This window comes from Arthrobacter sp. zg-Y1116 (assembly GCF_024385485.1).
Classification (GTDB): domain Bacteria; phylum Actinomycetota; class Actinomycetes; order Actinomycetales; family Micrococcaceae; genus Arthrobacter_B.
Genome location: NZ_JANFLR010000001.1, coordinates 322,610 through 348,797 on the forward strand (window position 1 = coordinate 322,610; position 26,188 = coordinate 348,797).

Here is a 26,188-nt window from a genome sequence, read left to right on the forward strand (position 1 = left end):
CGGCTGTTCTGTACGAATGCTGATTCAATCGCTTGCTCAATCACCAGTCAGAATCCACCGAAGGCCCCGCCGTCAGCGGGCACGCTAACATTCTAGTCGCAATACCATACGATCCCTAATGCGTGCCTTTGAGAGGCGGACCGGACTGCGTGGTTTCGGGTCGCGGACAGGGCCCGGGACAGGCGCAAACCCGAGGCCGTGCCGGACACACTGAAGGCGGGGAACCTGTCCGGTTCCCCGCCTTCAGTGCAGGTGCTGCGAGGCCGCTAGGCGACTTCGGGCGGCAATTCCAGGCGTGAGCCCGGGATGGCCGCCAGCAGTGCCTGCGTGTAGGCCTGCTGAGGGGCGTCGAACACCTCGTCCGTGGTGCCGGTCTCCACGAGCTTGCCCTTTTCCATCACGCAGACGAAGTCCGCGATCTGCCGGACCACCGCCAGGTCATGGGTAATGAACAGGTAGCTCAGTCCCAGCTCCGACTGCAGGTCCGCCAGCAGGTTCAGGATCTGGGCCTGCACCAGGACGTCCAGCGCCGAAACCGCTTCGTCGCAGATGACCACCTCGGGATCCAGTGCCAGGGCCCGCGCAATGGCCACGCGCTGGCGCTGGCCGCCGGAGAGCTCGTTCGGGAAGCGGCGCATCACCGACGACGGCAGGGCAACCTGGTCAAGGAGCTCGCGCACCTTGGCCTCGCGGCTCTTGGAGGTGCCGATCTTGTGCACCCGAAGCGGCTCTTCGATGGTGCGGAAGATGTTGTACATCGGGTCCAGGGAACCGTACGGATCCTGGAAGATCGGCTGTACCCGGCGGCGGAACTCGAACATCCGCTTGCTGTTCAGCGTGGTCATATCCACCCCGTTGAACAGGATGGAGCCGCTGGTGGGCGTCTCCAGGTTCAGCACCATGCGGGCCACTGTGGATTTGCCCGAGCCGGACTCCCCCACGACGGCGGTGGTGGTGCCGCGCTTGATGTCGAAGGAGACGTTGTCCACGGCGGTGAAATCCGTCGACTTGCCGAGCCCGCTGCGGAGCTTGAAGACCTTCGTCAGGTCCTTCACCTCAATGACGTTATCCGCAGCCTTCAGCTTGGCATCGTCTTCGGAGGTGAGCAGGTCTGCGCTCTCCAGGCCGCGGCTCTTCGCAGAGTCGATGCGCTTGGAGGCCAGCGAGGGCGCCGATTCCACGAGCTTGCGTGTGTAGGGGTGGCGGGGGTTGGTAAGGATTTCCAGGGCCGGCCCGGATTCCACCACGCGTCCCTTGTACATCACAACGACCTTCTGGGCACGTTCCGCGGCCAGGCCGAGGTCGTGCGTGATCAGCAGTACCGCGGTGCCCAGTTCCTCCGTGAGGGTGCCCAGGTGGTCCAGGATCTGGCGCTGGACGGTGACGTCCAGCGCCGACGTCGGCTCATCGGCGATGAGCAGTCGGGGCCGGCAGGACAGGCCAATGGCAATCAGTGCACGCTGGCGCATGCCGCCGGAGAACTCGTGCGGGTACTGCTTGGCGCGGCTTGCCGCATCCGGCAGGCCGGCCTGCTCCAGGACCTTGGCGATGTCCGCCGAGGAGTGGGGCAGCCCGTTGGCGCGCAGGGTTTCCTTGACCTGGAAACCGATCTTCCACACCGGGTTCAGGTTGGACATCGGATCCTGCGGAACCATGCCGATCGAGTTGCCGCGCAGCTCCTGGATCCGCTTGGCGCTGGCATTGGAAATGTCCTCGCCGTCAAAGAGGATCTGGCCTGCGCTGACCCTGCCGTTGCCGGGCAGCAGGCCGATGGCCGCCAGCGCCGTCGTTGACTTGCCCGAGCCGGACTCGCCCACGATGGCCACGGTTTCGCCGGGCATGATCGTCAGGTGTGCGTCACGGACTGCTTCCACGTCGCCGTTTGCGGTGGCAAAGGTGATTGCCAGGTCGCGGACTTCCAGCAGGGGCTTCACAGCCGCATTTTGTGTATTGATGGTCATCGTTTGCGCGCCTTCGGATCAAGAGCATCACGGACCGCGTCGCCGAGCATGATGAAGCTCAGCACGGTGATGGAGAGGGCGGCCGCAGGCCAGAGCAGCGTTGAGGGATTGGACCGCAACGAAGACTGGGCGGCCGAGATGTCATTGCCCCAGGACATGATGCCCGGCGGGAGCCCGATGCCCAGGAAGGACAGCGTGGCTTCCGCAACGATGAACGTGCCCAGCGAGATGGTGGCGATCACGATCACGGGGGCGGTGGAGTTGGGAATAACGTGCTTCACCAGTGCCGAGAACCGCGAAACGCCGAGGGAGCGGGATGCCACCACGAAGTCCGCGTTGCGGACCGAGATGACGGCGCTGCGGGTGATGCGGGCCACCTGGGGCCACCCGAAGATCAGCAGCGTGAAGACCACCGTCATGACGGTGCGGTTCTCGCGGAAGGTCGGCAGCTGCATGATGATGATGGCGCCGAGGATCAGCGGCAGGGCGAAGAAGATATCGCCGACCCGGGCGAGGATGGCGTCGAGCCATCCGCCGTAGTAGCCGGCCAGTGCTCCCGCGATGCCGCCGATGATCACGACTGCCAGTGTGGTCAGCACTCCCACCATCAGGGATGCGCGCGTGCCGTAGATGACGCGGGCGTAAACGTCGCAGCCCTGGAAGGTGAAGCCCAGCGGGTGCCCCGCCGAGGGTGCGCCGTTGGAGTTGGCCAGCAGGCAGTTTTCATCCGGTGAAGCATTCGTGAACAGGCCCGGGAAAGCCGCGACCGTGAGGATCAGCAGGATAAGCAGTGCGGAAATGACGAACAGCGGCTGGGTGCGCAGGTTGCGCCAGGCCTCCCCCCAGAGGCTCAGCGGCTGGACGTCGTCCTTGACGCTGTCGGTCGCCGCCAGAGGGGTTTCCTCCAGCGGAGCGACGTAGTGCTCGATGTTTGTGGTGTCTTTATGCATAACGGATCCTCGGATCAAGCCAGGCGTACAGGAGGTCTACCAGGAGGTTGGCGATGACGTAGACGAAGACGAGGACACTCACGATCGACACGATCGTCGGCCCCTCTCCCCTGATGACTGACTGGTAAAGTCGCTGTCCCACTCCGGGGACGTTAAAGATGCCTTCGGTGACGATGGCGCCGCCCATCAGCGCCCCCAGGTCCGCCCCGAGGAAGGTCACCACGGGGATCAGGGAGTTGCGCAGGATGTGCACGGTGACCACGCGCGGCCGGGAAAGCCCCTTCGCGGTGGCGGTGCGGACGTAGTCGGCGTTCATGTTCTCGATGACCGAGGTGCGCGTCAGGCGCAGGACGTAGGCGAAGGACGCCAGGCCCAGGACCACTGCCGGCAGTATCAGGTCCGCCCAGCTGGCGTCGCCGCCGACTGTTGGGCTGGTCCATTGGAGCTTGACGCCCACCAGGAACTGCAGCAGGAAGCCGAGTACGAACACCGGGATCGCGATCACGATCAGGGAGACAACCAGGACGGTGCTGTCGAAGATCTTGCCCTTCTTCAGGCCGGCCATGAGGCCGAACGCAATACCGAAGACCGCTTCGAAAAGCAGGGCCAGCACGGCAAGGCGCATGGTCACCGGGAAGGCCTGGGCCAGGACGGCCGAAACCTCGCGGCCGGAGAAGTCGACCCCCAGGTTAAAGGTGACCAGGTTCTTCAGGTACAGCAGGTACTGGACGATGAAGGGCTGGTCCAGGTTGTACTGGCTGCGCAGCTGCGCGGCGACGGCCTCGTTAACCGGCTTATCGCCGAAGAGTGCGGCAATGGGGTCTCCCGGGAGGGAGAACACGAGGAAATAAACGAGGAATGTTGCCCCGAAGAAAACGGGGATCATTTGGAGGAAGCGTCGAATGACGTAGCCGGCCATTAGGGGTGGCCTCCTGCCAGCTGTGGGGGATTGGAGTCTCGCATCTTTTTTCTATGCCTGTTCTTGATAGAACCCGAAATACAAGCCGGGGCCCGGCCTTCTGGCCGGGCCCCGGATCGGTCGGTCTAGATACTGCTACTTGGCCGTGACGTTGTAGTACACAGGGACGCCGTTCCAGCCGGTTTCAACGTTGTCCACGTTTTCACTCCAGCCGGACTGTGCAACCTGGTACCACAGCGGGATGACGGGGAGGTCCTTCAGCAGGACTTCCTGGGCCTGGTTGAAGATTTCGGCTCCGTCTTCCGGGGTGGAAGCGGCAAGGCCTTCGCCCAGGAGCTTGTCGAACTCTTCACTCGAGTATTCGCCGTCGTTGGAACCTGCCCCGGTGCCGTACAGCGGGCCGAGGAAGTTGTTCAGGGACGGGTAGTCAGCCTGCCAGCCGGTGCGGATAGCACCGGACAAGGTCTTGGCGGTAGCGTCTGCGCGCAGTTCCTTGAACGTTGCGTAGGGCTTGCCTTCGGCCTTGATACCAAGGTTGTTCTTCAGACCGTTGGCTACGGCGTCAACCCATTCCTTGTGGTTGGCGTCGGCGTTGTAGCCGATGGTGAAGGCCTGGTCGGCGGGCCAGGGTGAAACCTTCTCGGCTTCTTCCCAGAGTTCCTTGGCCTTCTCGGGGTTGAACTCGAGCACCTCGTTGCCGGGGATGCTGTCGCTGTAGCCCTCGATGACCGGAGCGGTGAATTCGGTGGCCGGTTCACGGGATCCCGAGAAGACGACGTCGGTGATTTCGCCCCGGTCGATGGCCATGGAGATGGCCTGGCGGCGCAGTTCTCCGGCTTCGCCCGAGAACTCCGGCAGGTAGCCGGGGATCGTGATGGTCTGGTTGCCTGCATACGCCTTTTCGGAGAAGCGGCCCTCGCCCAGATCGGTCTTGAACGTCTTCAACGCCATGTTGGGAATGGTGTCGAGGATGTCCAGCTCGTTCGACTGCAGGTCTGCGTAGGCTGCGTCGAAGGAGGAGTAGAACTTGAAGGTTACTCCGCCGTTCTGCGGTACGCGGGTTCCGGTGTAATCCGGGTTGGCGACCAGGTCGATCTGGATTTCGTGCTGCCAGGCGTCGTCGCCGGCCAGCTTGTACGGTCCGTTGCCGACCGGATTCTCGCCGAACGCGGCGGGATCTTCCAGTGCACCGGCGGGCAGCGGGAAGAAGGCGGTGTAGCCAAGTCGCTGCGGGAAGTCGGATTCCGGCTGGCTGAGCTTGACGGTGAACGTGGTGTCATCCACCACGGCCAGTCCGCTCATGGTGTCGGCTGTGGCACCTTCTGCACTGACTTCGTCGTAGCCTTCGATGCTCTCGAAGAAGTACGAGTTCAGCTGGGCATTCTTGGCGGCTGCACCGAAGTTCCAGGCGTCAACGAAGGACTTGGCCGTGATGGCCTCGCCGTTGGTGAACTTCTGGTCCGCCTTCACCTTGATGGTGTAGGTCTGGGAATCTTCGGTCTCGATGGACTCGGCGAGTTCGTTGACCGTGTTGCCGTCAGCGTCGTAGCTGACCAGGCCTTCGAAGAGCAGGTCCATGATGCGTCCGCCGCCAACTTCGTTGGTGTTGACCGGCATCAGCGGGTTCTGCGGTTCGGTGCCGTTAGCGGTGATGATCACGGCGTTGTTGCTGCCTTCGGTCTCACCCGAGCCTTCGGCCGATTCGTCGGATCCCCCACCGCAGGCGCTCAGCGTAAGTGCGGCAAGTGCCGCTACGCTCAGCATTTTGGAAGTGCGTGTGACGCGCATTCCGCCTCCTAGTTCTATTCGGTGCCGGCGATGATGACGCCGGCGTTGCGGCTCTGCCAAATGGTGAACCGACTCACAAGGCCAAAAGCATAAGCCCACTTTGTTGCCGTCAGGTAACCAAGTCCGGCATGTGGCGCCGGTATGGACACCGTGTGGTGGATCACATTGCGTCAAAGACGCTGATGACGTGGGGAAAGACCGGCCCATACCGCCTGGTAACGATTTGGCATACGTGGGATGTATTACATGCAATGACATGTCATATTGGGTGCTTTTGTGACTTGTCCGGGCACTCGTCCGGGCAGGGGTAGGGTCCGGGTGCAGATATTGGTGGGATGCTCGTGAGGTACCAAACGTATGTCGACGCGAAGTAGAGGGTTCCATGAAAATTACGGTTATCGGCGGGTCCCAAGGCACCGGCGCACAGCTGGCTTCCCTCGCGCAGGCTGCAGGGCATGAGGTCACGGTCCTCTCCCGGTCCGGTCGTGCACCGGCCGGCGTCCTGGCCCTCACCGGCGACGCAACGGATCCTGAAGCGGTTTCCGCTGCGGTGTCCGGGGCCGACGCCGTCGTCGTCACCGTGGGAGGGGCAAAGGGCGTCCATCATCAGCGCGGCGCCGTTACCCGGACCGTTATCGACGCGATGCGGGCAGAAGGCGTACGACGACTTGTGGTGCAGTCTTCGCTGGGCGCAGGGGACTCGGCGTCCCAGCTTCCCGGACCGCTGGGACTGATTACCCGGATCGTGCTTGCGAAAGCCTTGGCCGATCACAACGCCCAGGAGTCCGCCGTCCAAAGCTCCGGCCTGGACTGGACCATCCTCCGACCCACCGGCCTGACGGACAAGGAACCGTCCGGCACCTGGCGGATGCTCGAGACGACGGACAACGGAAAACTCAAGGGCTCCATTCCGCGGGCCGACCTTGCCGCCTGCATGCTCAGCCTCCTGACGGACGAGTCCGCCGTCGGCAGGGCCCTTGGCGTCAGCAGCTAGGTCACCGGAGCCAGCGGCTTCACCATGATCAGGCACGGCGTGGCTTCTCCCCAGAGATCCGTCTCCTCCAAGGGCAGGAATCCCCGCTTCTCATAGAAGTGCCGGGTTCGCGCGTAGCCGGAGTCCGGATGGGACGGACCCAGCGTCTTCACCTCAAGGAGGTGTACGCCGCGGCTGATCGCGTCGGCCTCGATGGCCGCCAGCATCGTGGTTCCGACGCCGGAGCCGTGAGCTGCGCGGTCCACCACGGTGAGGTGGATCTCGGCCACATGCGGAAAGTGCCGATCGACCAGGGTCACTCCGATGACGGAACCGCCGACGTCGCGCACGGTCCAGGTTTCCTTGGTTCGGGCAGCGTCGATGTACTCGGCATTCGAGTCCGGCTGCCCGAACCATTCGGGCACGGTGGCGAGCAGGCGGGCGACGTCGTCGGGCACGGGGTGGTCCTGGGCCGCAGTCCAGGACGTGTCTCTGTGTTCTCCCTGTGCCGTGGAGTCGACACCGCCACCCTGCCGATCATGCCTAGGCAATTTCGGCCTGGATCTCACGGATTACTGCCCCCAGGATGCCGCGGAACAGCAGTCCTTCTCCCAGTGGGCCGGCGGAGTCCGTACCTACGGGTGGCAGCAGCCGCAGCACGGCCCGTTCGCCGTCGCTCAGGTTCGCCAGCTGCCACCGAATCTCCTGATGGACTGCTTCCGGATGATCCGCGCTTGAGAGCGAGACTGCCTTTGCCGCGTAGGCGGCCGCACCCAACGCGTGAGCGCCCATGTGGGCGACCGCGGCTGCCTGGGCGACGGCGCGGGCTGCCGCAGCGCCGGCCGGCGTCGTCGCGGCATTCGCGATCTTCACGACGATGAGCCGCTTGCTGATTTCTTCGGCGGCGGTACTTGATCCTGCGCTGTATGCACGGGTGCGGGCGAGTGCGTCCCGGGCTGTTTCTTCCGCCGTTTCATCTGCTTTGTAGAGCGGCAGGACACGTTCAGCGCATGCTGCGGCCCAGCGCGCGATGGTGCGCCGGTTCGGATCGCTGAGGGTCTGGGGTGAGGCCATCCCCAGATGATGCCACACCGGCTTGCGGGCCCGGCCTGATGCTGGTTGACGACACCACGGGATGCTGAGCAGGAACGCACCGACCTGTCGCCGTCGTGCTCTACAAAGCTGCCGTCCTCATGCGTTCCTGAGCTGACTCAGGCCGCCGCCAGTGCTGCCGCTTTCTGAGCCTTGGCGGCCGCGATGCGCGGCCCGCTGAACCACAGCACGATCCCCGCCAAGACCCACGCGCCCAGGGTCAGGGCCGCAGCGCCTCCGCCGGCGCCGTCGAAATAGGCCACGGCGCGGACCAAGGTGCCGGCAGCGCCGGGTGGCAGAAGCTGGCCGATCGTAGCCACTCCGGCGGGAAGCCACTGTGCACTGGTCGAGATGCCGGCGAAGGGGTTGCCGACAAACATCATGGACATGGCGGCAATGGTGAAGCCTTTGGTGCCAAAGCACTCATAGAGGCCGGCGAGCGGCAGTGCCAGCGCTGCGATGCCAAGGGCGACGCTTGCCGCGACCGGGACCAGCGGACCCTCAATGCTGCCGAAGACGTGCTTCAAAACTGCGGCGACCACGAACCCGCCGGCGACTGAAAAGCCGGTAAGGCCGGCCAAGATCCACCAGCGTTTCCCGGGCAGCATGGAGCGGAACGCCACGGCGGGCACGATACCGCCGAAGACCAGGGGGAAGGCCAGGCCACCGATGCCCACACCTGTCGGGTCGCCGGCGGGAAGCGGAACCACGTCCACAATCTCGGCCGTCTGCCCCGTGCTGCCGGCCATCGTGGCGCCGACGTTGCTGACGGTCCCGGATACGGCTGTTGAGCCGGCGCTCGCAACGTACACCTGCATGTCTTCCGGATCTGAGAAGTCGAAACCGCCGACGATGTCCCGGTCCCGGATTCCCTGCTCCAGGTCGTCGGCACTTTCATAGGCCTGGACCAAGAAGGCGCCCGGCGACTGGGACTCCAGGGTTTCCGACACCGTTTCGGCCTTCTCCTGCGCTCCAACTACACCCAGACCCAGGTCCCGCGGTCCGGAAAGGAGTGAGGGTGAGATGAAGAGCATCAGGAGTGCAAGCAGAATGACCGAGAGTCCGACGGTCAGGCCCGCCCAAATGGCTGCGTGCTTTCGATGGGAGCCGGTTGTCGGCGTTTGAGCTGTCATGGATCCTTCGTTTGTGGAGGAACTTCCTCCACTTCTACGGATGATATTCCTCCGGTTTAGACTGAAGGTCAACTTGAAGGGGGCCGGGGATGAGAGCTGACGCTGCGCGGCGAAGAGAAGCAATCATCAACCATGCAAGGCATCTATTTGCCGAGCGGGGCGGCGACGTAGCGCTGGAGACGGTAGCCGCCGCGAGCGGAGTGGGCATCGCAACGCTGTACCGCAATTTCCCCTCACGCGACGATCTGATCCGGGCCGTGGTGCAGGACACTGTAGGAGGCATCCTGGGAGCCGCAACCGAGGCCCGCGCCGGGCTTGGAACGAACGCTGCAGCGTCGTGGGAACGGCTTTTATCGCAGCTGATGTCCATGGAGCTGGGTGCGCTGACCGATGGCCTCGCGCTGCAGGCAGGTGCCGCCCGGGATTTGAACGCCACTCCCCTGGCGCAGGTGCAACAGCCTGCAGTTGACGCCCTTGACGAGGTGCTCGCTGCGCTGAAAACCCAGGGAGTGGTACGGCAAGAGCTCACCGCGCTGGACGTAATCGTTGCGGTGGCGACGATCACCCGTCCGCAGATCTCCCCCATACGTGAAGCGGCGCCGGAGGTGCACGCCCAGCTGGCGCAGGCGTACCTGATGTGGAGCCGGGCTTCGTAGGGCGGCCCGAAAACAAAAAGCGCTTCCCGGGTCGAAATCCGGGAAGCGCTTTTTCGGAGCACGACTAGACGTTGAAGCGGAACTCCACCACGTTCCGTAACAAAGCAACGTCTGAGCTAACCGGGGTTTGTCGGCTTCGGGGTCAAGGCCCTCTTCGGTCAGCCCCTGCTGGTCGGGGCCGGTGTCTCTATCAGCATCAACCGCGGCGGTGCTCGAGTGCCGCGTTTCGAAACGGGAAGGGTCTAGTGAAAAAACTCCTCCTCATGGGTTTGCAGAACCCAGTCCTGGTCGGCGCCCCCTGACATCTCCCGAGCTTCAAGCGCCGCTTGCAGGTCTATTGCGTGCTTTCCCACGAACCGCAGCTGCTGTTCCTTTCCCGCAAGCGTGACGGAGACGGTCACGCTTCCCCGCTCTCCTACTTTCTGGGTGAGCAGGTCCTCCCGAAGCTCCTCAACGGGAGTTGAGCAGGCGTGCCTGTACTTCGCGGCGCAGGTCGGACAGAGTGCGAGTCTGTTCTCGGTGAGGTCCTGTGTTACGTCACCGGCAAATTGCACTGCCTCGAAGTAGTACTGTCCACTCACTTTAAAAGGCATTTCCGTGTTGCAGACCTGGCACACCATGATTCCGTCCTCGTTCGAGTACAGCTCGGTCAAATAGCTTTTTGCAGTGCTCCGGAACCCGGGCTCCTGAATGCGGACTTGTCGAATGCGCTCCGCGTACTGGCGCAAGGGTGCGTCGGTTGCTTGCTCGCGGACTCGCTGAGCGCGACGCTCTGGCGTTGGCGAGGGTCCTTCGGGCAAAATAGGGCCCTTCTCCTGCTGTTTGAATGCTTGGAACAAGTCCCAGTCCTTGAGCATCTCCTTGGCCTGGAGAGCGGCCTCGGGAGAAGGGAAACCAAGGACCTTCGCTGCGTCCTCCTCTCCTCGCTCCTTTTGCGCGTGCAAGAGGGCGGGCCGTCCGAAGTGTGCTCTTTCCAAAAGAGGTGAATCAGGATGAACGGCCAGCCCGTCGGCGAGATCCTCAGCAGTTGTGTCCGCGGGTAATCGAAGGTTGCCATCCCGGTCCAGGATCCAAGGCACCGTAGTCAGGGCCTGCATCAGCTGCGATTCAATTCGATGACTGGCAGCGGACGCATTGGCCCGATAGATCGCTCCTGCTTTGTCCATCCCAGCGCGTGCAACGACGTCCCAGAGCCCCTGAAGAAGATTTGCATCATGGGTTTCGACGATGGCGGCGAAGTCGGGTATGACCCAGTCCTGATTGATAATTTTACTGGTCTCACGGTTCTGGAAGCGCCAAGAATTCTGGAACTGTGCGTTACGCCATATGGGTGTCCGCTTGATCGAGATTCCTGTTATCGCGCCGATCTCCCCGGCCAGTGCAGCAACGTCGATCTCGAGCTCATCGTAGGCGGCGACGAGTTGCAGCGGGGGGGTGCGGCCCAATGAGTCTGATCTGTAGAGCGCTGATAGTCCGGATGCTCGGAAAGGGCTGTCGATGAAAGTGTTGGACGGCGCTGACCAGCTAAGAGATCCATCCACCCGTTCTGCCACAAGGATGGGCGCATTCGCGTAGGAAGTGGGAGCGAGTGCTCGCTCGCTGATCAGTTGTTGGAGGTTGACGAGATCCTCCACGTGCAAAGGAGTGACCTCTGCCGGCACACTCGAGTAGGTGCGGAAGCGGGCGCTGAGCCGGGCGGCTGCATCCCATTTCTTAGTTCCAGCCGAGGCGTAGAACTGGCGAAGGGCAGCGGCCTCCGGTCTCTGCCCCCCCTCGTCGTCCTCGTCAAAAGCGACAAGTGAGTCCAGGACAAGCCCAAACGCTTGCAGACCGGCGGCGGCCGGTAGATAGGCTTTGGGGCCGGCTACGTGTTCAATGCCTTCGCTACCCTGCACTCGAAGGACAGGTATGGTGCGAAGACTGTCTGAGAAGGTGTCGTCGTAGCTATAGGAGCGCGGGTCACTGCTTCGATAGGGATTGCGAACGCTCGTAGCCAACCGTCCGAGTGCCGTGTAGAAGGACCTGAGCCACGGGTCACTCTTATCGGTGATCCACGAGTGCCAAGCCCGGAGTTCGGCTCGATACTCCTCCTCTTCCTCCTCGACATATTCCTCGGCCTCATACTCCCCGGCGTCATCGCCCCATGATTCGATTTGCTCGCTGATCTGGCTGATGCGTTCGAAGGCGTCGCCAAGCTCGCTCGTCGCGAAATCGATCGCATTTAGTGAGTTGAAGAACGCGCGAGGCCTGCCTTCCCGTTCGGGAAGCCACCCCGTCGCAGGATTGTCCTCTATATTGACCGAAATGCTTCGGAGGAAGTCGGCGTCTTTCAAGTCGAGAGCTGCACGCAACGGGCTTACTGATCTGATGAGGCGGGTCGAGTTGTCGTATTTGCTGCCACTCAGGACTGGCGTGATTGGGGTTGTCTCGAAGGCCCAAATGATGTGTTTTCGAAGGGGTTCGTATCGGCGCGGAAGGTCATCGCTCTTGTTGGGCAGTGCGCTGAGCAGTCCGTCGTCGAGTAGCCCTGCGTCCCGCATGTGGGGTAAAGCGTTCGCCACGAGAGCGGCAATCCCTTCGAGGAGTTCGTCGTTGCCGTCCCCTTCACGGACGCTGTCTCGAGCGACGGTGGATGCGAAGGGCGCGTGAATATGGAACTTGAGTCCGGAGGTCTCTTTGACTGCAGGGAAGTAGATGAATACGCGTCCATCGACGGGTTCCACGGTGAAGTTGCGTGCATCGAGCGTTGTGCTCGAACGTGACCCCCCGATGCCCTTGTCGGCCATCTTGTCTCCTTTGGTCAAGGAGAATGCGGCCGCGATGGGAAAGGTCGTGCCGTCGACGGGTGCAGTTCCTTGAATCCGGTACCAGTAGCTTGGTCCTGAGTCCCCATGCAGGCTGTCGATCTCGATGATATGTTCGTCTAGATCTCGACGTTCGAGCAATCGGACGTTGCCATCGAGGAAGGTGGTGGCAATGAGACGGATGTTGTCGAGGAACAGCAGGGTGGACCGGGAGATTTCGGTGAGTGCTTTACTTACCTCAACGATGGCTTGCGCTGCGTTCTTTCCCGGCCGGTCGAAGGGAAACCAGAACGTCGTCCGGTCCGGATTGCGTGCGAACGGTTCGGTACGGGTGGGCACAAACAGGTCCTGGATAGCGAAGGCGTACTCACCGGACTGGACCTGGGGCGTCTGCGTGTAAGCGAAAACCGCTTTGAACCCCACCCCGAACTTCCCAATGCTGGTGGCTTCATCGGCCTTGGTAGATTGACCGATTCCGGTGATTGATTCGATGTCTTGCAGATTGAAGATCCGGGAGCCGTCGTGTTCGACGAGGAGACCGTCGTTTCTCAACTCGAAGTTCACTTCTCGGGCGTGAGCATCCTCTGCGTTCTGCAGGAGTTCGTAGATGAAATGTGCGTTGTCTGGGTACAGATCGGCGAGGAGCTTACGGAGACCCTCTTCGAACCCGTTGCTTCGTGCGGCGTCTATGTAGGCCCGGCGGTTCGCGGTAAGGGTATCGAACATTGTCATGGGGCTACTACTCTCAGCAGGATGCTGGCGACGTGGCGCGAGGCGAGGTCTGCTCGGCTAGCAGCTTGCCGTTGAGCTGAAATGAGCCGGTCGAATGATGCTTCGGCGCTTGTCCGCTCGCCAGCTTTCATGACGATTATGTCGGGGTGGGTTGCGGACTCGAGTTGGCGTTCGATAATGCTGAGCCGACGAGCTTTCTGGGATGAAAGGGCAACGGTGCGACGCTCGACTGCTGCTATGTGTTGGCTCTGGTGCTTTGCTCTCGCCTGCGTCCACACCGTTGCATGTCGCTCATCTAGTCGGGCGCTCTGCACCTCTTCAATGTGTTTGCCTCCACTATCGGTGCAAGCAGCGAGAAGTGATGCTGCTCGTTCTTCGATTGCCTCGTCCTCGGCCACGAATCGGTATGTCAACGAATCTCGCACGCCGAACCTTGTCCATGCGTATACAGCGACAGGGTAGTCGCCGGGTTCGACCTCCTTCGAAGTGACGACCGCGGAAACATGAACAGGATCAGACAGGTGAAACCGTCTAGCTGCCAGGAGTACAAGGGGGTGGCTAGGACTTAGGAGCTCGACGTTCCCCGCCTCTTCTGTAAGTTCCGGATCGGTAGTCATGCTCAGCACGATCCGGTCCCCGCGGAGCAGCCGCTTCAGGTGACGGGCATCGATGTTCTGGGCGTCGAGCTCGTCGATTATTCGAGCAGCAGCCTCCGCGTTGAGTGGTACTCGTGCGATGCGGCCTGGACGGAGTGCAATGGATCGGCCTGGCTGTACTGATTCGAAGTATCTGCGTACAACGGCGGAAATCTTGCGGGCGCTCAGCCATTCACTAGATGCTTCCGCTACGTTCTCTTCAAATGAGGAGCCGGTGTATCCCAGTAGGTCCGCTTGTTGATCTTCTAGCCGTTGCTCTTCCTCAATGCGTGCGATGTCGTTGTCCGCGAGTTGTCGGAGCGCAGCCTGTCGTTCGTGGGGCTCCATCTGAAGGTTGGTGGCGATGTTGACAATGGCGGCAGTGACGTCGCCGAGGATCTGCTCGCTTCCTCCGACCGCATGGTGAAAGACGCCGATGCGGGAGAGGCACCGATCGTAGATCTCCGCTTCGATGGTGCCGTGCGTCAGGATGTTGATGATAGCCACAGCTTCGCTTCGCTGGCCCCGGCGGTCGATGCGCCCGATGCGCTGCTCGATACGCATCGGGTTCCAGGGGATGTCGTAATTAACCAGGGTGTCGCAGAATTGGTAATCGAGGCCTTCGGTTCCTACCTCGGAACAGATCATGACGTCGATGGCCTGTGGATCTGAGCGGTCGAGCTTGAATCGGCGGCGAATAGCCCTGCGGTCGTCGTCGGGTACTCCGCCGTGCATGACTGCAACGCGCACTCCCCACATGCGACACCGGGTTTCGAGGTACCTGATGGTGTGCCGGAAAGTACTGAAGATCAGGACCTTGTTGTTGGCGTCCGCCGTCTTGCCGTCGATGATCTCTTTGAGCAGTTCGGCTTTCGGGTCAAGCTCGTCGTCGAGCCGCTGGGCCATCTCTTGTATCGAGGACGCCTCTACCCGAAAGCCCTCAATCTGCTCGGGAGTGAAGGAAATGACCTCCTCCTCGCCGTCGACGTCCGTACCAGTCAGGCGGTTCTCGAAAAGGTCCGTGATCAGGGGCGCCAGTCCCGTTATGGAACTTGCTGCCTGCCGGTGAAGGGTAGACATCAAGAACTTGACCGAAATCCCTGGTGTCCGCAATGTTGCGATCTTCTCACCCAGCGCGAGTACAGCGTCATAGACAGCTTGTTGAGCATCGGTGAAATGGACCGTGGGGGATGACGGCTTTCGAGTTGTGAATTCGCCAATGTCACGCCGCCGGGTCCGGGTGACGATCTCAGAGAAGGTGTTAAGTGCCTCAACCGAGCGGATGACCCTGATGCGAGCTCGATCATCGAAGGGCGCGTCGTTCAGTAGCTCACGCACCTCGTCCACGCGACGATCCAGCGCGAGTACATCTCGGCCCCATTCCGTCTGCAGCGCTTTCTGCAGGTGGCCTTTGACGTCAGCCTGCCAGTCATTCTCTGCGGTGCGTGCTGCTCGGGACGCGTTGAAGAGGTGCTCGTTGGGCTCGAGCATGACGCGGAAGTCATTCCAGTCGAGGACGAGGTCGTCTCGCAGGAGATTGACGATCGTGAAGAGGTCCTGGCTGTGGGTCTGGATAGGGGTCGCGGAGAGCATCACGACGGCTTCGGCGGCGTCGACAAAGCGTTGAACGCACTGATAAGCCTTCGTCTCACGGTTTCGGATGTGGTGTGCTTCATCGACAATTACGAGGTCGAAGCCCAACTCACCGGCAAGGTCATTGAGGCTTGCTACCTTCGTCTTAGAACCAGTCCGCGTACCAGTCAGGAGTGTTTCATCGAGCAAGGAGAAGGGGAGAATCGCTTTTTGGTAGCGAACTGGCCAAGACCCGTCCCGGAGGGTTTCCTCGAGGCACCAGCGGAGCGTCTTGCTATCCAGATGAACAAAATCCTCGTCAAAACGCTTTAACTCGTCTCGCCACTTATCGTCGACCACGAGCGGACGCGGACAGATCACGAGAACGGACTCAGCCCTCTTTCGTGCTTGAAGCTCCTTAATGATCAAACACGCTTCGATCGTCTTACCGACACCCACGTCATCGGCGATCAGGATGCGAGGGCGGTCTGACTGGACAAGTTTAAGGACCGGCCGGTACTGATACGGCTCGAAGTCGACTCGTCCTGCGTTCCGGGAATGAAGGTAGTCGCTGTTGGGATCAAGCAGCAGTAAAGCAGTCAGCGCCGCATGGAGCTCGCTCGCAGTTACCGATGCAACTGAATCGTTCTTAGAAACCGTTTCAATCTGAGGGGCAAAATATTGGTGCGTCGCTCCGTCATGGAAGACTGAGTAGCGAATCGCCCCACCCACCTGATCTGTTCCTAAAACCGCCCCACTGACCTCGGGACGGGCGATAAGACGAACGAGCGTACCGGGACCAATCGTTGATTTTTCGTCGACAGACATGACGCAATTCTTCCTTCCATTAGGCATTTTCGAGACCAGTCCACCGGCGAAGTGGTGTACATTGATCTCGTTTCAGCCTTTCTCCTTCTTTGCAAGGAAGAAGCCCAAGAATTCACCGTCCTGATGCATCCCGCCGAAGCGATCCTCTGATACGAAACCAATCGCTTACAACAATTACAATCGCAATTCTGACTCGCCCAGCGTGCTACGCGACTGTTGGGCGCTGCCTCCACGGGAGTAGGGCGAGACCTGAACGACCTTTGTCTGTGTACCGTCAGGACCGAACTTCTGCAGACGCTGGTGCCCGTTGACCATATGTTCGTTGGGAGACTTTCTGCTCGGCTCCTCGCCGATGCCCTCGGAAGCCGGCAACGTAGACGCGGGGACTCGCTCCGCGCCCGCGGAGCTAAGCTGCTCGGTCCCTTCGTCCGGCCTCGATATCAAGAGCGTGACCCCAACAGCAGCCATAAGACCGACAACAGCAAGGCCTGGTTTGAAAGCTCTATGCTCCTTGATCCGCTCCCACCGGCTCGGAATCTGGCTCATATCTTGTTCGCCCGTCTTCGCCTCATGCTTGCGCACACCAATGGACTCAGACTTTGCTGGTTTGTCCTTCGGCTGCCCAAGTGATGATGGCTCGAGCGGCCGATCCCCGTCGAACGGGTCTTCTTGATCGAGGTCAGGCACTCGGTCACTCTATCCTTATGTCGGTAATTCCGGTTGCACACACGACTGGGCGTGAGCACGAATCCGCCCTAAGCATTGATCCTGCATGCAGAAAACAATGCATCAGTGACCTCAAAGCAAGAGTTGCACATTTAGGACTCCGTGTCCCAGTCAGTCTCGTCTTCGACTTTTTCGTCACATGACGTGCAGGTGAGCGTCAAGACGGTCCTCCTTCGGAGCCTGGTTTTGGCCAGTCCCAACATACCGGGCTAGTGAATGGGGAACAATAAGAACTGTCGTGGCGTTCGGAATAGTCGGTCATGTTGGCGGTCGGCTTGCCACAGTTCGGACAGGGCCAGTTGGGACCCTCACAGGTGCGACTGTTGTGGCCTTCAAATCCGCACGCAGCACAAGCCATTACAACTCCCCTTGACCATAATTCAGCAGCAAGTCAACAAAGACACATTTAACCATACCGGCGTGCTATATAGCGGTGAGGCACGACGACCCGGAACCATCAAGCGGCGCATCCGCAAGCCTTATCTAGGGCCATTCGTTCAGGTATTGTATTGGAACTCGAACAGGGCTTAGCACGAGCCACCCACTAGAGCGACTTCAATTAATTTCGCGTCGGCATTTCCTTACAGTGAGTCCGATTGTTTGAACGTGTGCAGCATGTATCGGTTGCCTAACCCAAGTGGCTTAGGTGGTCGAAGTGCGTCACCACCCCACAATTGATCGGGTCGACGCTCGATTACGCATTCCGGCTATGCTGTCGTTGCACCCAGTACTATGCCCGCCTTGGGGAGGTGGCCTCCGTCGTCCGCACATGGTGGCTGAATACCCACCGTTGGAGGCCCCGTTGACCACCGCACCTGAGACAGCCGTCACCTACTCGACGGTCGATACGCCCCGTGACGCCATCGACCTGGCGGCATTCCTTTGCCACCCGGAGCGGGACCACCCGGTCGTGGTGATCTCCTCCACCAAGGACGGGCCACGGATTGATCCGGCCGCCGTCGCCGGGCGTCTCGGAAACAAGGCCACGGTCTACCTCCTGGCCACACCTGCGGTGGCTTACCCCTTCGATGAGGCCATGCCTGAGGAGACATCCGTCTACGGCGGCGCCGCCCGCTCCTACCCGACCGGGAATGCATGGCACAGCAACCAGAGGATTTCCGTCCTCCGCCTGGCCTACGCGGACGCTGAAGCCCGCGACGCTGTCGACCTCCTCGCCCAAGACGTCGACAAGATGGACCCGTACGCGCCTCCGGTCACCACTTCAAGCACACCGGCCCGCTCGACGGTGCCCCAAGTTGTTGGGTGCGAGGTCTCCATGCTGCTGCCCCCGGACGGGGTGCTGGTGAAACTGGCTCACGGCATGGCCCGCATCGACACCGCCACCCTGGCGCCCGGAATCGAGCCGGAGCGCCTGTTCACGCCTGGCCAGAAGCTGACCGGCACCGTCCAGAACGGGCTGCTCACCATCACCTCCGGCATCCATACCGTCGCCGAAGCCGTCGCCCACGCCCCCGCCGGCACCATCCACCCGGCCTTGGTCCTGAACGAGAAGCGCATCGCCCTGTTCCCCGGCCTGGTCGTCCGCCACACCTCCCCACGAGAGCCGGGCAGTGTCATTGCCGTCCGCGTCGAGCTTTCCGGCCGTGCCGATGGCAAGGGCTGGAAGTTCTCCACCGCGGAGGACCCAGAACCGGAGTCAATCACACCGGCCCTGCCGTTCTACGTCGGCGACGAACCCTGGATCGTCTGGAGCCCTCGGGCCGCGCAGCCCGTGGAGATCGCTGAGTCCGATGAGCCCGCGGAACCGAAACCGGGTCCAGAAGGGGAAGAACACGCCCCAACTCAAGACAACGCGCCAGCCGCGGCCGACGATGGTGAGACGCCGCCTTCGTCGGCGCCCCCTGCTGCTGCGCACACCGACGTCACCTCCGCCCTGGAATTGATCCGGACGACACTTCACGATCTCGACGAAACCAACCGCCGCCTTGAAGCCGAGGCCACCGCGTTGCGTCATACGGCCTCAAATCAAAAGTCGGCAGGCCCCGTGCCCTCGCCCGGGCCCGGCGGCGCCGCCCTGGACCAGGCCCAGCGGCAAGTTGCCCTGTTGACACGGGAGCGGATCGAACTCGTCGGGGACCTCACCCGGGCACTCGGTGATGCGGACACCCTAGCCGCTGAGAACACCGCCTTGGCCCATGAGAACGAACGCCTGCGGGAAAGTGTCCGTACGGAGCAGACCCGTGCTGCCCGTGCCCGTCAGCTCTCCCGGGAAATCTCTGCTGGCGCAGACACCGGACCGCTGTTCGCCGACCCCGCCGAACAGTTCCGCCACGATGTCTACCTAGAGTGGGCGACTCGGATCCCGGCCGCGTCCAAGGCCGAAACACCTCTTGCGGAATACGGCTTCACGGAAAAATTCCTCCAGACTGTCGACCGGATTCAGGGCGTCGACCGGTCCAAGATTGTCGCTGTCGTTGTGGAGGTTCTCACCGGCATCGCCGACACATCCGCCGGCCGCGACATGCACCGGCTCCGCGGTGGGCCCAAGGCTGGAACCGGCTTCATCGAGGACGCAGAGTACGGCACCGCCTGGCGGGTTGCCCTGCAGGTCGCCACCGCATCGGCCCGCCGGCTGCACTTCTGGCGCGGCACCGACGGCAAGGTCATGTTCGCCACCGTCGGTGTCCACGACGACATGGGCATCTGAGCTGAACGGGCCCGTCGTCTCAAGGTTTTCCGACCAGCTCCCGGCAAGCATCTCTACTGCGGCATCGGCAACATTAATGGTGGCTGCAGGGCCTGCAGCACAGGACAACCCCGCATGCCGCGGCTGCAGACGCTCAAGGCCGTAGAAAAAGTCACATCCTGCAACCTGTACCGAGCCGTTCGCGAACTTATCTATTCCGCGTTCACCAACACCGAGTGAGACCTTCATCGCGAGCCTTGTGGACTACGGCTGTTTTCCCGTGCCAAGGCCCGCCTGATTGCTGTACCGTCTGAACCCTCAGCCACCTGCGACATTAGAGGGCCGCTTCGAGTTCCGTCCAGGAGTACCCGAACATGTAGTCCTCATCCTTACCGTTTGAGGCCCAGATCTGAGCAGCTTCGTAAACATTTAGCGTCTCGCTGTCGTCATCGCTGTCGTCATCGTCATCGTCTAGGCCGTAGCGGCAGTCGAGGCAGTACATCTCGGAGTAGACAAATCTCTTCACCAAGGGAGTTCCACAATTAGGACATGGGGGCGTTTCACCCACGTAGACATTGATCTCGTCCCAGCTCTTTTCCTTCTTCGAAAGGAAATCAAATAAACCCAAAAGACCTACCCCCATTCGGCCCGCCGAAGCGGTCCTCTGGTTTGTGAGACCAACCGCTGACGACAAGCAAACCGCACTTCTAGACACAGCCAGTATGCCATGCGCCTGTTAGTCGCGGCCCCCTCGCAAGTAAGACGAGATTTCAACGATCTTAGCCTCGGTGCCGCCGGGACCGTCACGCGGCAATCGCTGGTACCCATTGATCACGTGCTCGACCGGAGACTTTCTGCTGGCCACCTCGGGAAGGGCATGAAATGCCGTCTCCGTATACTCCGGGACTTTCGCCAAGGCTACGGTGCTGACGCCCCCCCCAATGCCACAGTCAGGCCGGCGTAGGTGGTTTCTTCCTCGTATTCAGATGGATCAGCATGAAGGAAGACTCATGGGCCGTGGGTGCCATCTACGCAAAAGGAATACGTTCCAGAAACGATCGTCACCTAGGGGACTAGCGGGCGCGCGTCCGAATCATCGCCGGATTCATCAACGATTTCAATATCCGCCACTAGCGCGGACAGAACCGATCGCACAGTTGCGACGATTTCCGATACGAGCGGATCGGCGACTGAGTGATGCTCACGGAGCGCATCAGCCAGCCTCTCCCCCACTTCATCTTCCGTGAGCAGCCACTTCGAAACCTCGGCGACCGTAACGTGCACGACATCGTACGCGACGCCGAGCGCGACTTTCCGAACGACCGGCTCGTACTCCGCCCGCCACTCAATTTCAGCGTGCTCCCGAGCTACCTCGATCTCCAACTTGCGGACCATGGCCTGCTTTTTGGCTTCGACGAGTCGCTGGACGGCCGCGTTCAAGTTAGAGTCCGTCATTCGAATTCCCCCCTCTTAGTGAATCCCAGAGCGATCACGCTCTCTGGGCTCTTAGCTTTGCACAGATGGCACCTACGAGCACTTAATGTCACAACTTGTACAGTGCCAGTTGTCCACTTTCTGGTACCAAGAAAAAGTAGTGGCTCCACAGCTAATGCATTCACCGTGGGGAGCATCTTCGAGGTCCATCGGTTCTCCTTTCCGTACAGGAAGACAAGATTGCTTGAAGTCGATAACAAAAACCCGAGATCTGGTCACCACTGGTACGGTTGACCGCAAGGTAGGGGTCGCCCACACCGCGCCTTCAGAAGTTAGAGCACAAACCTAAACTCCACCACGTTCCTTAACCGGATAACGTCGACTGCGGAAGTCACTGGACAACGAGCTCAGGATGCTGACTAGGGCTGCGAAGGAATGAAAAACTGACGATCCCACTCGCAGCATCACCGTCATTCACGGACGTCAGTGATAGCAAATCAGCAACCTGGCAGGGCAGAGACTCTACTGCCCGTAGCCTCGATCAAAAGAACGAATTATTGGGGGAAGATATGACCGCATCACCGAATTGCAAGCCTTGGTGTGACGACCACCAAACCGATTCCGAGGATAACTCCTGCTGCACGCGTTTCGTTATCTACGATGACGGCAGGCAAGAGGCAACTCCACCCGCGATGGCGGAACGACTCGAGGCTCTAGGCGGAGGCGGACTTCCACCAGAAATCTCGTGGGTAGCCCTCAGCGCATCCCAGGACGAAGACGACGCGCAGCCTCTCCTGCGCTTCCAGTTCCACGATGGGGGCGATGACCCGCAGGAGAGCGCGAACCTATACATGAATCTCGATGGCCTGAGAGCCTTCCACTCCAACCTCGGCGCCATGCTCAGGGGTTTGTCGCAACCGAGCTGAGTGGCGGCACGGATACCGGTTATTAAGAATAAATGCCGCCCCCAGTGTTTTCTGGTGGGGACGGCATTTCTATTGATTCAGAAGAGAAATCTATACGTTAAACCTAAATTCCACCACGTTCCGTAGCCAATCAACCTCTTACATTCGCAGTCAGATTACCTTCGAGGTAGGGGAAGCCGAGCGTTACGTCCCGGTTGATCTGAGGAATGTCTCCGGCGGCGGCAGCATGGGCCGCTGACGGAACCCCGCTCCCGCGCCGGAGGTCCTGCCGCCGGCGCGCGGCACCGGACCCTGCCAGCGGCGCCGCCGTCCTTTGCCACCTGGGCGCTTCTTGGTATCAGCGACTGGTTTGGAGTGCCTCAGTGTAGAGTTTCGGGTCGTTCCTGGTTTCAGCTGAGATGACAAGATGACTGCCGTTGAGACGCTGCGCAAAGTACCCCAAATAGGGCAGTACGATGATCGTCGTGAGCCCGTCCTGCCATGCCTTAACCAGCGCCGGAAGGCTATCTTGTTCGGACCGGGAAGGAAAGTTCGGCGTTGTCTGTTTATCCCACGTATTGAAGGCCACCAGATCTACCCCATCCTCGCCGTATTCGACGGGCCAGAACGGTGGCACAATCGGGTGGAGTTCCTGTCCAGGGCTCGAGAGTTTTTGCATCTCTTCCTGTGAGATCGGTTCGTTTTGAACTGTGCTTACGTTGAACCAGTCCCAGCTGCGGTCCCATTGCTGCTTCCAGCGTTCATCCCATACCTCACGGCTTGCTGACGCCGGGATCTTCGATGCACCCGTCGCAGGCACAGGGCTGAGTTCCGGAATTTCGATGTCCTGGGCGATCATCCATGCCTGTCGGATAAAGAGAAGCATCTTCAGGTTCTGCGCGTGGTCATCAATCCGGATGGTCATTTCCTTTGGCCAAACAGCCCGCCGTCTAAGCCCCATTCCCCACATAGTGACTCCTTGATTTGTCGGCCGGACGGAGAACAGCCGTTGGTGCCAAGCATCGCATTCGACCTGCCTTCAGTAAATGGTTCGCTCAAAGCTACAGGCCCCGATCGGAAATGTCCGCTGGGATCGGGGCCTCCGGAGGCGAACTAAGTCGTGACCCGTGTTGGCTATTCCTCTTCAAAGGCTCGCGGGCGGTACCGCACGAGATCCGCGAAGGCTGGTGACGATACAACCCTCGGTCCGTAAACAAGAAATGCCGCCCTCAATGTTTCCGGTGAGGGCGGCATTTCTATTGAATCAGACGAAGAATCTATACATTAAACCTAAACTCGACCACATCGCCGTCGGCCATAACGTAGTCCTTGCCTTCGATGCGGACCTTGCCGCGGGATTTGGCCTCGGCCATGGAGCCGGCGTCGACCAGATCGTCGAAGGAGACAACTTCGGCCTTGATGAAGCCGCGCTGGAAGTCGGAGTGGATGACGCCGGCAGCCTGCGGGGCAGTGTCGCCCTTGCGGATGGTCCAGGCGCGGGTTTCCTTGGGGCCGGCAGTCAGGTAGGTCTGCAGGCCGAGGGTGTGGAAGCCGACGCGTGCCAGCTGGTCCAGGCCGGATTCTTCCTGGCCGTTCATTTCCAGCATTTCGCGGGCTTCTTCTTCGTCCAGCTCCACCAGGTCGGCTTCGAGCTTGGCGTCGAGGAAGATCGCGTCCGCCGGTGCCACCAGCTCGCGCAGCTCGGCCTGGCGCTCCGGGTTGCCCAGCACGGCGTCGTCCACGTTGAACACGTAGATGAACGGCTTGGCGGTGAGCAGGCTCAGTTCGCGCAGGTGCTCCATGTCCAGCTTGTCGCTGGCCACGGAGGAGAAGATCGTGTCGCCGCGTTCCAGGACGGTGCGGGCGGCCTCCATGGCGGCCAGCTGCGCGGCGTCGCGCTTCTTGATCTTGACTTCCTTCTCCACCCGCGGGATCGCCTTTTCCAGCGTCTGCAGGTCAGCCAGGATCAGCTCGGTGTTGATGGTTTCCATGTCCGACCGCGGGTCCACCTTGCCGTCCACGTGGATGACGTCGGGGTCATCGAACACGCGGATAACCTGGGCAATGGCTTCGGCTTCGCGGATGTTGGCGAGGAACTGGTTGCCCAGCCCTTCGCCCTCGGAAGCGCCCTTGACGATCCCGGCAATGTCCACGAAGGACACCGTTGCAGGGAGGATGCGCGCCGAACCGTGGATTTCGGCCAGCTTGGCCAGCCGCGGATCGGGAAGGGACACGACGCCGACGTTCGGTTCGATGGTGGCGAACGGATAGTTCGCCGCCAGCACGTTGTTGCGGGTCAGCGCATTGAACAGGGTTGATTTGCCGACGTTGGGCAGGCCGACGATGCCAATAGTAAGAGCCACGTTAGTAAATGATACCGGGCGCTAGGACTCGTCCGCACGACGGCGGCCGCCGAGGCCGAGGGTGGAGTCTCCCATGGCCTTCAGCGTGGCGCGGATTTCCTTCGGCAGGGAGAAGATGATGTCCTCTTCGGCCGTCACTACCTCTTCGACGTCGCCGTAACCGTACTGGGACAGCAGGTGCAGCACGTCCTGGACCAGGTTTTCGGGAACGGAGGCACCGGATGTGACGCCGACCGTGGCCACGCCCTCGAACCAGCTTTCGTCCACCTCGTTGGCAAAGTCCACGCGGTAGGAGGCCTTGGCGCCGTACTCCAGCGCCACCTCCACCAGCCGGACGGAGTTGGAGGAGTTCGCCGAACCCACCACCAGCACCAGGTCCGCTTCCGGAGCGATCTTCTTGATGGCCGCCTGGCGGTTGGAGGTTGCGTAGCAAATGTCGTCGCTGGGCGGGTCCTGCAGGGAGGGGAAGCGTTCGCGCAGCAGGTTGACGGTGTGCATGGCTTCATCCACGCTCAGCGTGGTCTGGGAGAGCCAGATGACCTTGTCCGGGTTCCGGACGGTGACCTTGTCCACGTCTTCGGGGCCGTTGACGATCTGCATGTGTTCCGGCGCTTCGCCGTAGGTGCCTTCGACCTCTTCGTGGCCTTCGTGACCGATCAGCAGGATGTCGAAGTCGTCGCGGGCAAACCGGACGGCTTCGCGGTGCACCTTGGTGACCAGCGGGCAGGTGGCGTCGATGGTCTGCAGGTTCCGGTCCTTGGCGGACTGGACGACGGCGGGTGAGACGCCGTGCGCGGAGAAGATCAGCCGTGCGCCCTCGGGAACCTCGTCGGTTTCATCCACGAAGATCGCACCCTTTTCTTCCAAAGTGGTGACCACGTGGAGGTTATGGACAATCTGCTTGCGGACGTACACGGGCGGGCCGTAGGCTTCCAGCGCCTTTTCGACGGCAATGACAGCCCGGTCCACTCCCGCGCAGTAGCCCCGCGGTGCAGCCAGCAGCACGCGCCGCGGACCGAAAACGGGAGCCGCAGCTGCCACTTCCTCGGGGGTGCGGCGCCGCCGGGGCACGGTGGGCATAGGCACGGAGATAACTGTGCTGGTCATGCACCCATGCTATCGGGTGGGCCATGGGTTCCCGTCCCCGCAGGCCGTGGGTACGCTCACAGCGGAGCTACCGCCGGGAGCCCCTCAGGACCCGTGCCAGCATCCCGGCCACGAACGCGGCGGCTCCGGCCAGCATCAGGCCGATGGTCCAGGTGCGCAGGCTTGCCGAGGCCTCTCCGGCAAAGGCCTCGGCGAACGCGGACGCCACCGGACTGCTGAACTGCTGTGCGGAGACCTGGCCCGGCAGCATCCCCGCTCCCAGCCACAGCACTCCCCCGGCGAGCGCCACACCCAGGCCGATCAGCGCAAAGGTGGTGGACCGGCGTCGTGCGGCCAGCAGTGCCAGAAGACCGGCGACGGCGGCAGCGAGCGCCAGTACCGGCCAGGCCTCGCCCGCCCGCTCGGCGTTTCGCATCAGCTCCGCGTGCCCGGCTCCGCCGATTTCCACGGGTACCTGCTCCGCAGCCGGCACGTCCACGGACAGTTCGTTCCCCACGCTGCCCGTGACAAGCGAGACCAGGGGTGCGACGTCGAGCGTCAGCGCCGCTCCTGACCCGTCCGCGGCGCCCCCGAAGGTGAGCGCATGCGAGCGGCGCAGCGTTTCGCTCCACGCCTCGGGATATTCGGGCAGTGCCTGGACCTGTTCCACGGCCGAGGTGATCAGCGGCTCCACCACAGAGGCCAGCGGAGCAGGCACGTCCACCGCGCCGACGGCCTCTGCGGATAGAGCCGTGGCGAGTTCGCGCTGGAAGGTCTCGTCCCGGGCCAGCGGCTCGCCGAGGGAGGCAAAGCCGTTTTCCGAAACCACGTTCGTGTTCAGCCACGCCCCGCAGAAGGCCGCCGCAGTCAGCAGGACGGCGAGCAGGCCGAAGACGGCTGAGACGAATGTGCGCATAAAGAAATTCCTTGTCCGTTGGGATCCGCGGGCGTTGAGGACGGCCGGCGGAACCGGACCGGGGGAAG

The 26,188-nt window shown here is 61.6% G+C and carries 19 protein-coding genes; 3 read left to right on the forward strand and 16 right to left on the reverse strand.

All coding sequences use genetic code 11. The annotated features are described in order from the left end of the window. Positions 1-266 precede the first annotated feature (266 nt). The 4 genes from NNX34_RS01450 to NNX34_RS01465 all read right to left on the reverse strand — a co-directional run bounded on the left by NNX34_RS01450 (position 267) and on the right by NNX34_RS01465 (position 5,618). Complete coding sequence (locus NNX34_RS01450) at positions 267-1,961, reverse strand: ABC transporter ATP-binding protein (protein ID WP_255764806.1); 1,695 nt, start codon at positions 1,959-1,961, stop codon at positions 267-269. Further along, a complete protein-coding gene (locus tag NNX34_RS01455; RefSeq protein ID WP_255764807.1) occupies positions 1,958-2,911 on the reverse strand; it encodes an ABC transporter permease in 954 nt (317 codons plus the stop codon). The genes NNX34_RS01450 and NNX34_RS01455 overlap by 4 nt, the downstream gene beginning before the upstream one ends. Then, complete coding sequence (locus NNX34_RS01460; protein ID WP_227918490.1) at positions 2,904-3,830, reverse strand: ABC transporter permease; 927 nt, start codon at positions 3,828-3,830, stop codon at positions 2,904-2,906. The genes NNX34_RS01455 and NNX34_RS01460 overlap by 8 nt, the downstream gene beginning before the upstream one ends. Before the next feature lie 135 nt (positions 3,831-3,965). Further along, positions 3,966-5,618: an ABC transporter substrate-binding protein gene (locus NNX34_RS01465; RefSeq protein ID WP_255764808.1), complete on the reverse strand. Its 1,653-nt coding sequence runs from the start codon at positions 5,616-5,618 to the stop codon at positions 3,966-3,968. Between the two features lie 382 nt (positions 5,619-6,000). Between NNX34_RS01465 and NNX34_RS01470 the strand changes: the two genes are divergently transcribed. Next, the gene (locus NNX34_RS01470) at positions 6,001-6,612 is read left to right on the forward strand and encodes an NAD(P)-dependent oxidoreductase (protein ID WP_255764809.1); all 612 of its coding nucleotides are present in this window, start codon (positions 6,001-6,003) and stop codon (positions 6,610-6,612) included. Here NNX34_RS01470 and NNX34_RS01475 read toward each other — a convergent pair. The 3 genes from NNX34_RS01475 to NNX34_RS01485 form a co-directional block, all read right to left on the reverse strand. Beyond that, positions 6,609-7,049, reverse strand: a complete 441-nt coding sequence (locus NNX34_RS01475) for a GNAT family N-acetyltransferase (protein WP_255764810.1) — start codon at positions 7,047-7,049, stop codon at positions 6,609-6,611. The two genes, NNX34_RS01470 and NNX34_RS01475, sit on opposite strands and share 4 nt — an antisense overlap. An 85-nt stretch (positions 7,050-7,134) precedes the next feature. After that, complete coding sequence (locus tag NNX34_RS01480) at positions 7,135-7,665, reverse strand: putative immunity protein (RefSeq protein WP_255764811.1); 531 nt, start codon at positions 7,663-7,665, stop codon at positions 7,135-7,137. Between the two features lie 137 nt (positions 7,666-7,802). Continuing rightward, positions 7,803-8,816 carry a hypothetical protein gene (locus NNX34_RS01485; protein WP_255764812.1) on the reverse strand — a complete coding sequence of 338 codons (1,014 nt, stop codon included), beginning with the start codon at positions 8,814-8,816 and terminating at the stop codon, positions 7,803-7,805. An 89-nt stretch (positions 8,817-8,905) separates the two neighbouring features. On the opposite strand from NNX34_RS01485, the gene NNX34_RS01490 reads away from it, so the two are divergent. Further along, a complete protein-coding gene (locus NNX34_RS01490; protein ID WP_255764813.1) occupies positions 8,906-9,472 on the forward strand; it encodes a TetR/AcrR family transcriptional regulator in 567 nt (188 codons plus the stop codon). Between the two features lie 242 nt (positions 9,473-9,714). On the opposite strand, the gene NNX34_RS01495 is transcribed toward NNX34_RS01490, so the two are convergent. From NNX34_RS01495 to NNX34_RS01505, 3 genes are all read right to left on the reverse strand, one after another. Further along, positions 9,715-13,008, reverse strand: a complete 3,294-nt coding sequence (locus NNX34_RS01495) for a sacsin N-terminal ATP-binding-like domain-containing protein (protein WP_255764814.1) — start codon at positions 13,006-13,008, stop codon at positions 9,715-9,717. Continuing rightward, the gene (locus NNX34_RS01500; RefSeq protein ID WP_255764815.1) at positions 13,005-16,043 is read right to left on the reverse strand and encodes a DEAD/DEAH box helicase; all 3,039 of its coding nucleotides are present in this window, start codon (positions 16,041-16,043) and stop codon (positions 13,005-13,007) included. The genes NNX34_RS01495 and NNX34_RS01500 overlap by 4 nt, the downstream gene beginning before the upstream one ends. 174 nt (positions 16,044-16,217) lie before the next feature. Then, entirely contained in the window at positions 16,218-16,730 is a 513-nt protein-coding gene (locus tag NNX34_RS01505; RefSeq protein ID WP_255764816.1) for a hypothetical protein, read from the reverse strand. An 841-nt stretch (positions 16,731-17,571) separates the two neighbouring features. On the opposite strand from NNX34_RS01505, the gene NNX34_RS01510 reads away from it, so the two are divergent. Continuing rightward, positions 17,572-19,437, forward strand: a complete 1,866-nt coding sequence (locus tag NNX34_RS01510; RefSeq protein WP_255764817.1) for a hypothetical protein — start codon at positions 17,572-17,574, stop codon at positions 19,435-19,437. 313 nt (positions 19,438-19,750) lie between these two features. On the opposite strand, the gene NNX34_RS01515 is transcribed toward NNX34_RS01510, so the two are convergent. From NNX34_RS01515 to NNX34_RS01540, 6 genes are all read right to left on the reverse strand, one after another. Next, positions 19,751-20,059, reverse strand: coding sequence for a hypothetical protein (locus NNX34_RS01515; RefSeq protein ID WP_255764818.1), 309 nt, complete (start codon positions 20,057-20,059; stop codon positions 19,751-19,753). A gap of 422 nt (positions 20,060-20,481) precedes the next feature. Next, entirely contained in the window at positions 20,482-20,871 is a 390-nt protein-coding gene (locus NNX34_RS01520; protein WP_255764819.1) for a hypothetical protein, read from the reverse strand. Between the two features lie 1,242 nt (positions 20,872-22,113). Continuing rightward, entirely contained in the window at positions 22,114-22,680 is a 567-nt protein-coding gene (locus tag NNX34_RS01525) for a hypothetical protein (protein ID WP_146361237.1), read from the reverse strand. A gap of 352 nt (positions 22,681-23,032) precedes the next feature. Next, on the reverse strand, positions 23,033-24,118 hold the full coding sequence (gene ychF / locus NNX34_RS01530) for a redox-regulated ATPase YchF (RefSeq protein WP_255764820.1): 1,086 nt from the start codon (positions 24,116-24,118) through the stop codon (positions 23,033-23,035). Positions 24,119-24,139: 21 nt separating this feature from the next. Beyond that, entirely contained in the window at positions 24,140-25,225 is a 1,086-nt protein-coding gene (locus tag NNX34_RS01535; RefSeq protein ID WP_255764821.1) for a 4-hydroxy-3-methylbut-2-enyl diphosphate reductase, read from the reverse strand. A gap of 67 nt (positions 25,226-25,292) precedes the next feature. Continuing rightward, complete coding sequence (locus tag NNX34_RS01540; protein ID WP_255764822.1) at positions 25,293-26,120, reverse strand: hypothetical protein; 828 nt, start codon at positions 26,118-26,120, stop codon at positions 25,293-25,295. Between the last annotated feature and the right edge of the window lie 68 nt (positions 26,121-26,188).

Excerpts from the sequence above, each read along its gene's own strand:
- NNX34_RS01490 (WP_255764813.1), top strand. The coding sequence starts at position 8,906 with ATGAGAGCTGACGCTGCGCGGCGAAGAGAAGCAATCATCAACCATGCA.
- NNX34_RS01515 (WP_255764818.1), bottom strand. The coding sequence starts at position 20,059 with ATGGGGGTAGGTCTTTTGGGTTTATTTGATTTCCTTTCGAAGAAGGAA.
- NNX34_RS01540 (WP_255764822.1), bottom strand. The coding sequence starts at position 26,120 with ATGCGCACATTCGTCTCAGCCGTCTTCGGCCTGCTCGCCGTCCTGCTG.
- NNX34_RS01455 (WP_255764807.1), bottom strand. The coding sequence starts at position 2,911 with ATGCATAAAGACACCACAAACATCGAGCACTACGTCGCTCCGCTGGAG.
- NNX34_RS01525 (WP_146361237.1), bottom strand. The coding sequence starts at position 22,680 with ATGACCATCCGGATTGATGACCACGCGCAGAACCTGAAGATGCTTCTC.
- NNX34_RS01480 (WP_255764811.1), bottom strand. The coding sequence starts at position 7,665 with ATGGCCTCACCCCAGACCCTCAGCGATCCGAACCGGCGCACCATCGCG.
- NNX34_RS01465 (WP_255764808.1), bottom strand. The coding sequence starts at position 5,618 with ATGCGCGTCACACGCACTTCCAAAATGCTGAGCGTAGCGGCACTTGCC.
- NNX34_RS01500 (WP_255764815.1), bottom strand. The coding sequence starts at position 16,043 with ATGTCTGTCGACGAAAAATCAACGATTGGTCCCGGTACGCTCGTTCGT.
- NNX34_RS01460 (WP_227918490.1), bottom strand. The coding sequence starts at position 3,830 with ATGGCCGGCTACGTCATTCGACGCTTCCTCCAAATGATCCCCGTTTTC.
- NNX34_RS01520 (WP_255764819.1), bottom strand. The coding sequence starts at position 20,871 with ATGACGGACTCTAACTTGAACGCGGCCGTCCAGCGACTCGTCGAAGCC.
- NNX34_RS01495 (WP_255764814.1), bottom strand. The coding sequence starts at position 13,008 with ATGACAATGTTCGATACCCTTACCGCGAACCGCCGGGCCTACATAGAC.
- NNX34_RS01470 (WP_255764809.1), top strand. The coding sequence starts at position 6,001 with ATGAAAATTACGGTTATCGGCGGGTCCCAAGGCACCGGCGCACAGCTG.
- NNX34_RS01450 (WP_255764806.1), bottom strand. The coding sequence starts at position 1,961 with ATGACCATCAATACACAAAATGCGGCTGTGAAGCCCCTGCTGGAAGTC.
- NNX34_RS01535 (WP_255764821.1), bottom strand. The coding sequence starts at position 25,225 with ATGACCAGCACAGTTATCTCCGTGCCTATGCCCACCGTGCCCCGGCGG.
- NNX34_RS01485 (WP_255764812.1), bottom strand. The coding sequence starts at position 8,816 with ATGACAGCTCAAACGCCGACAACCGGCTCCCATCGAAAGCACGCAGCC.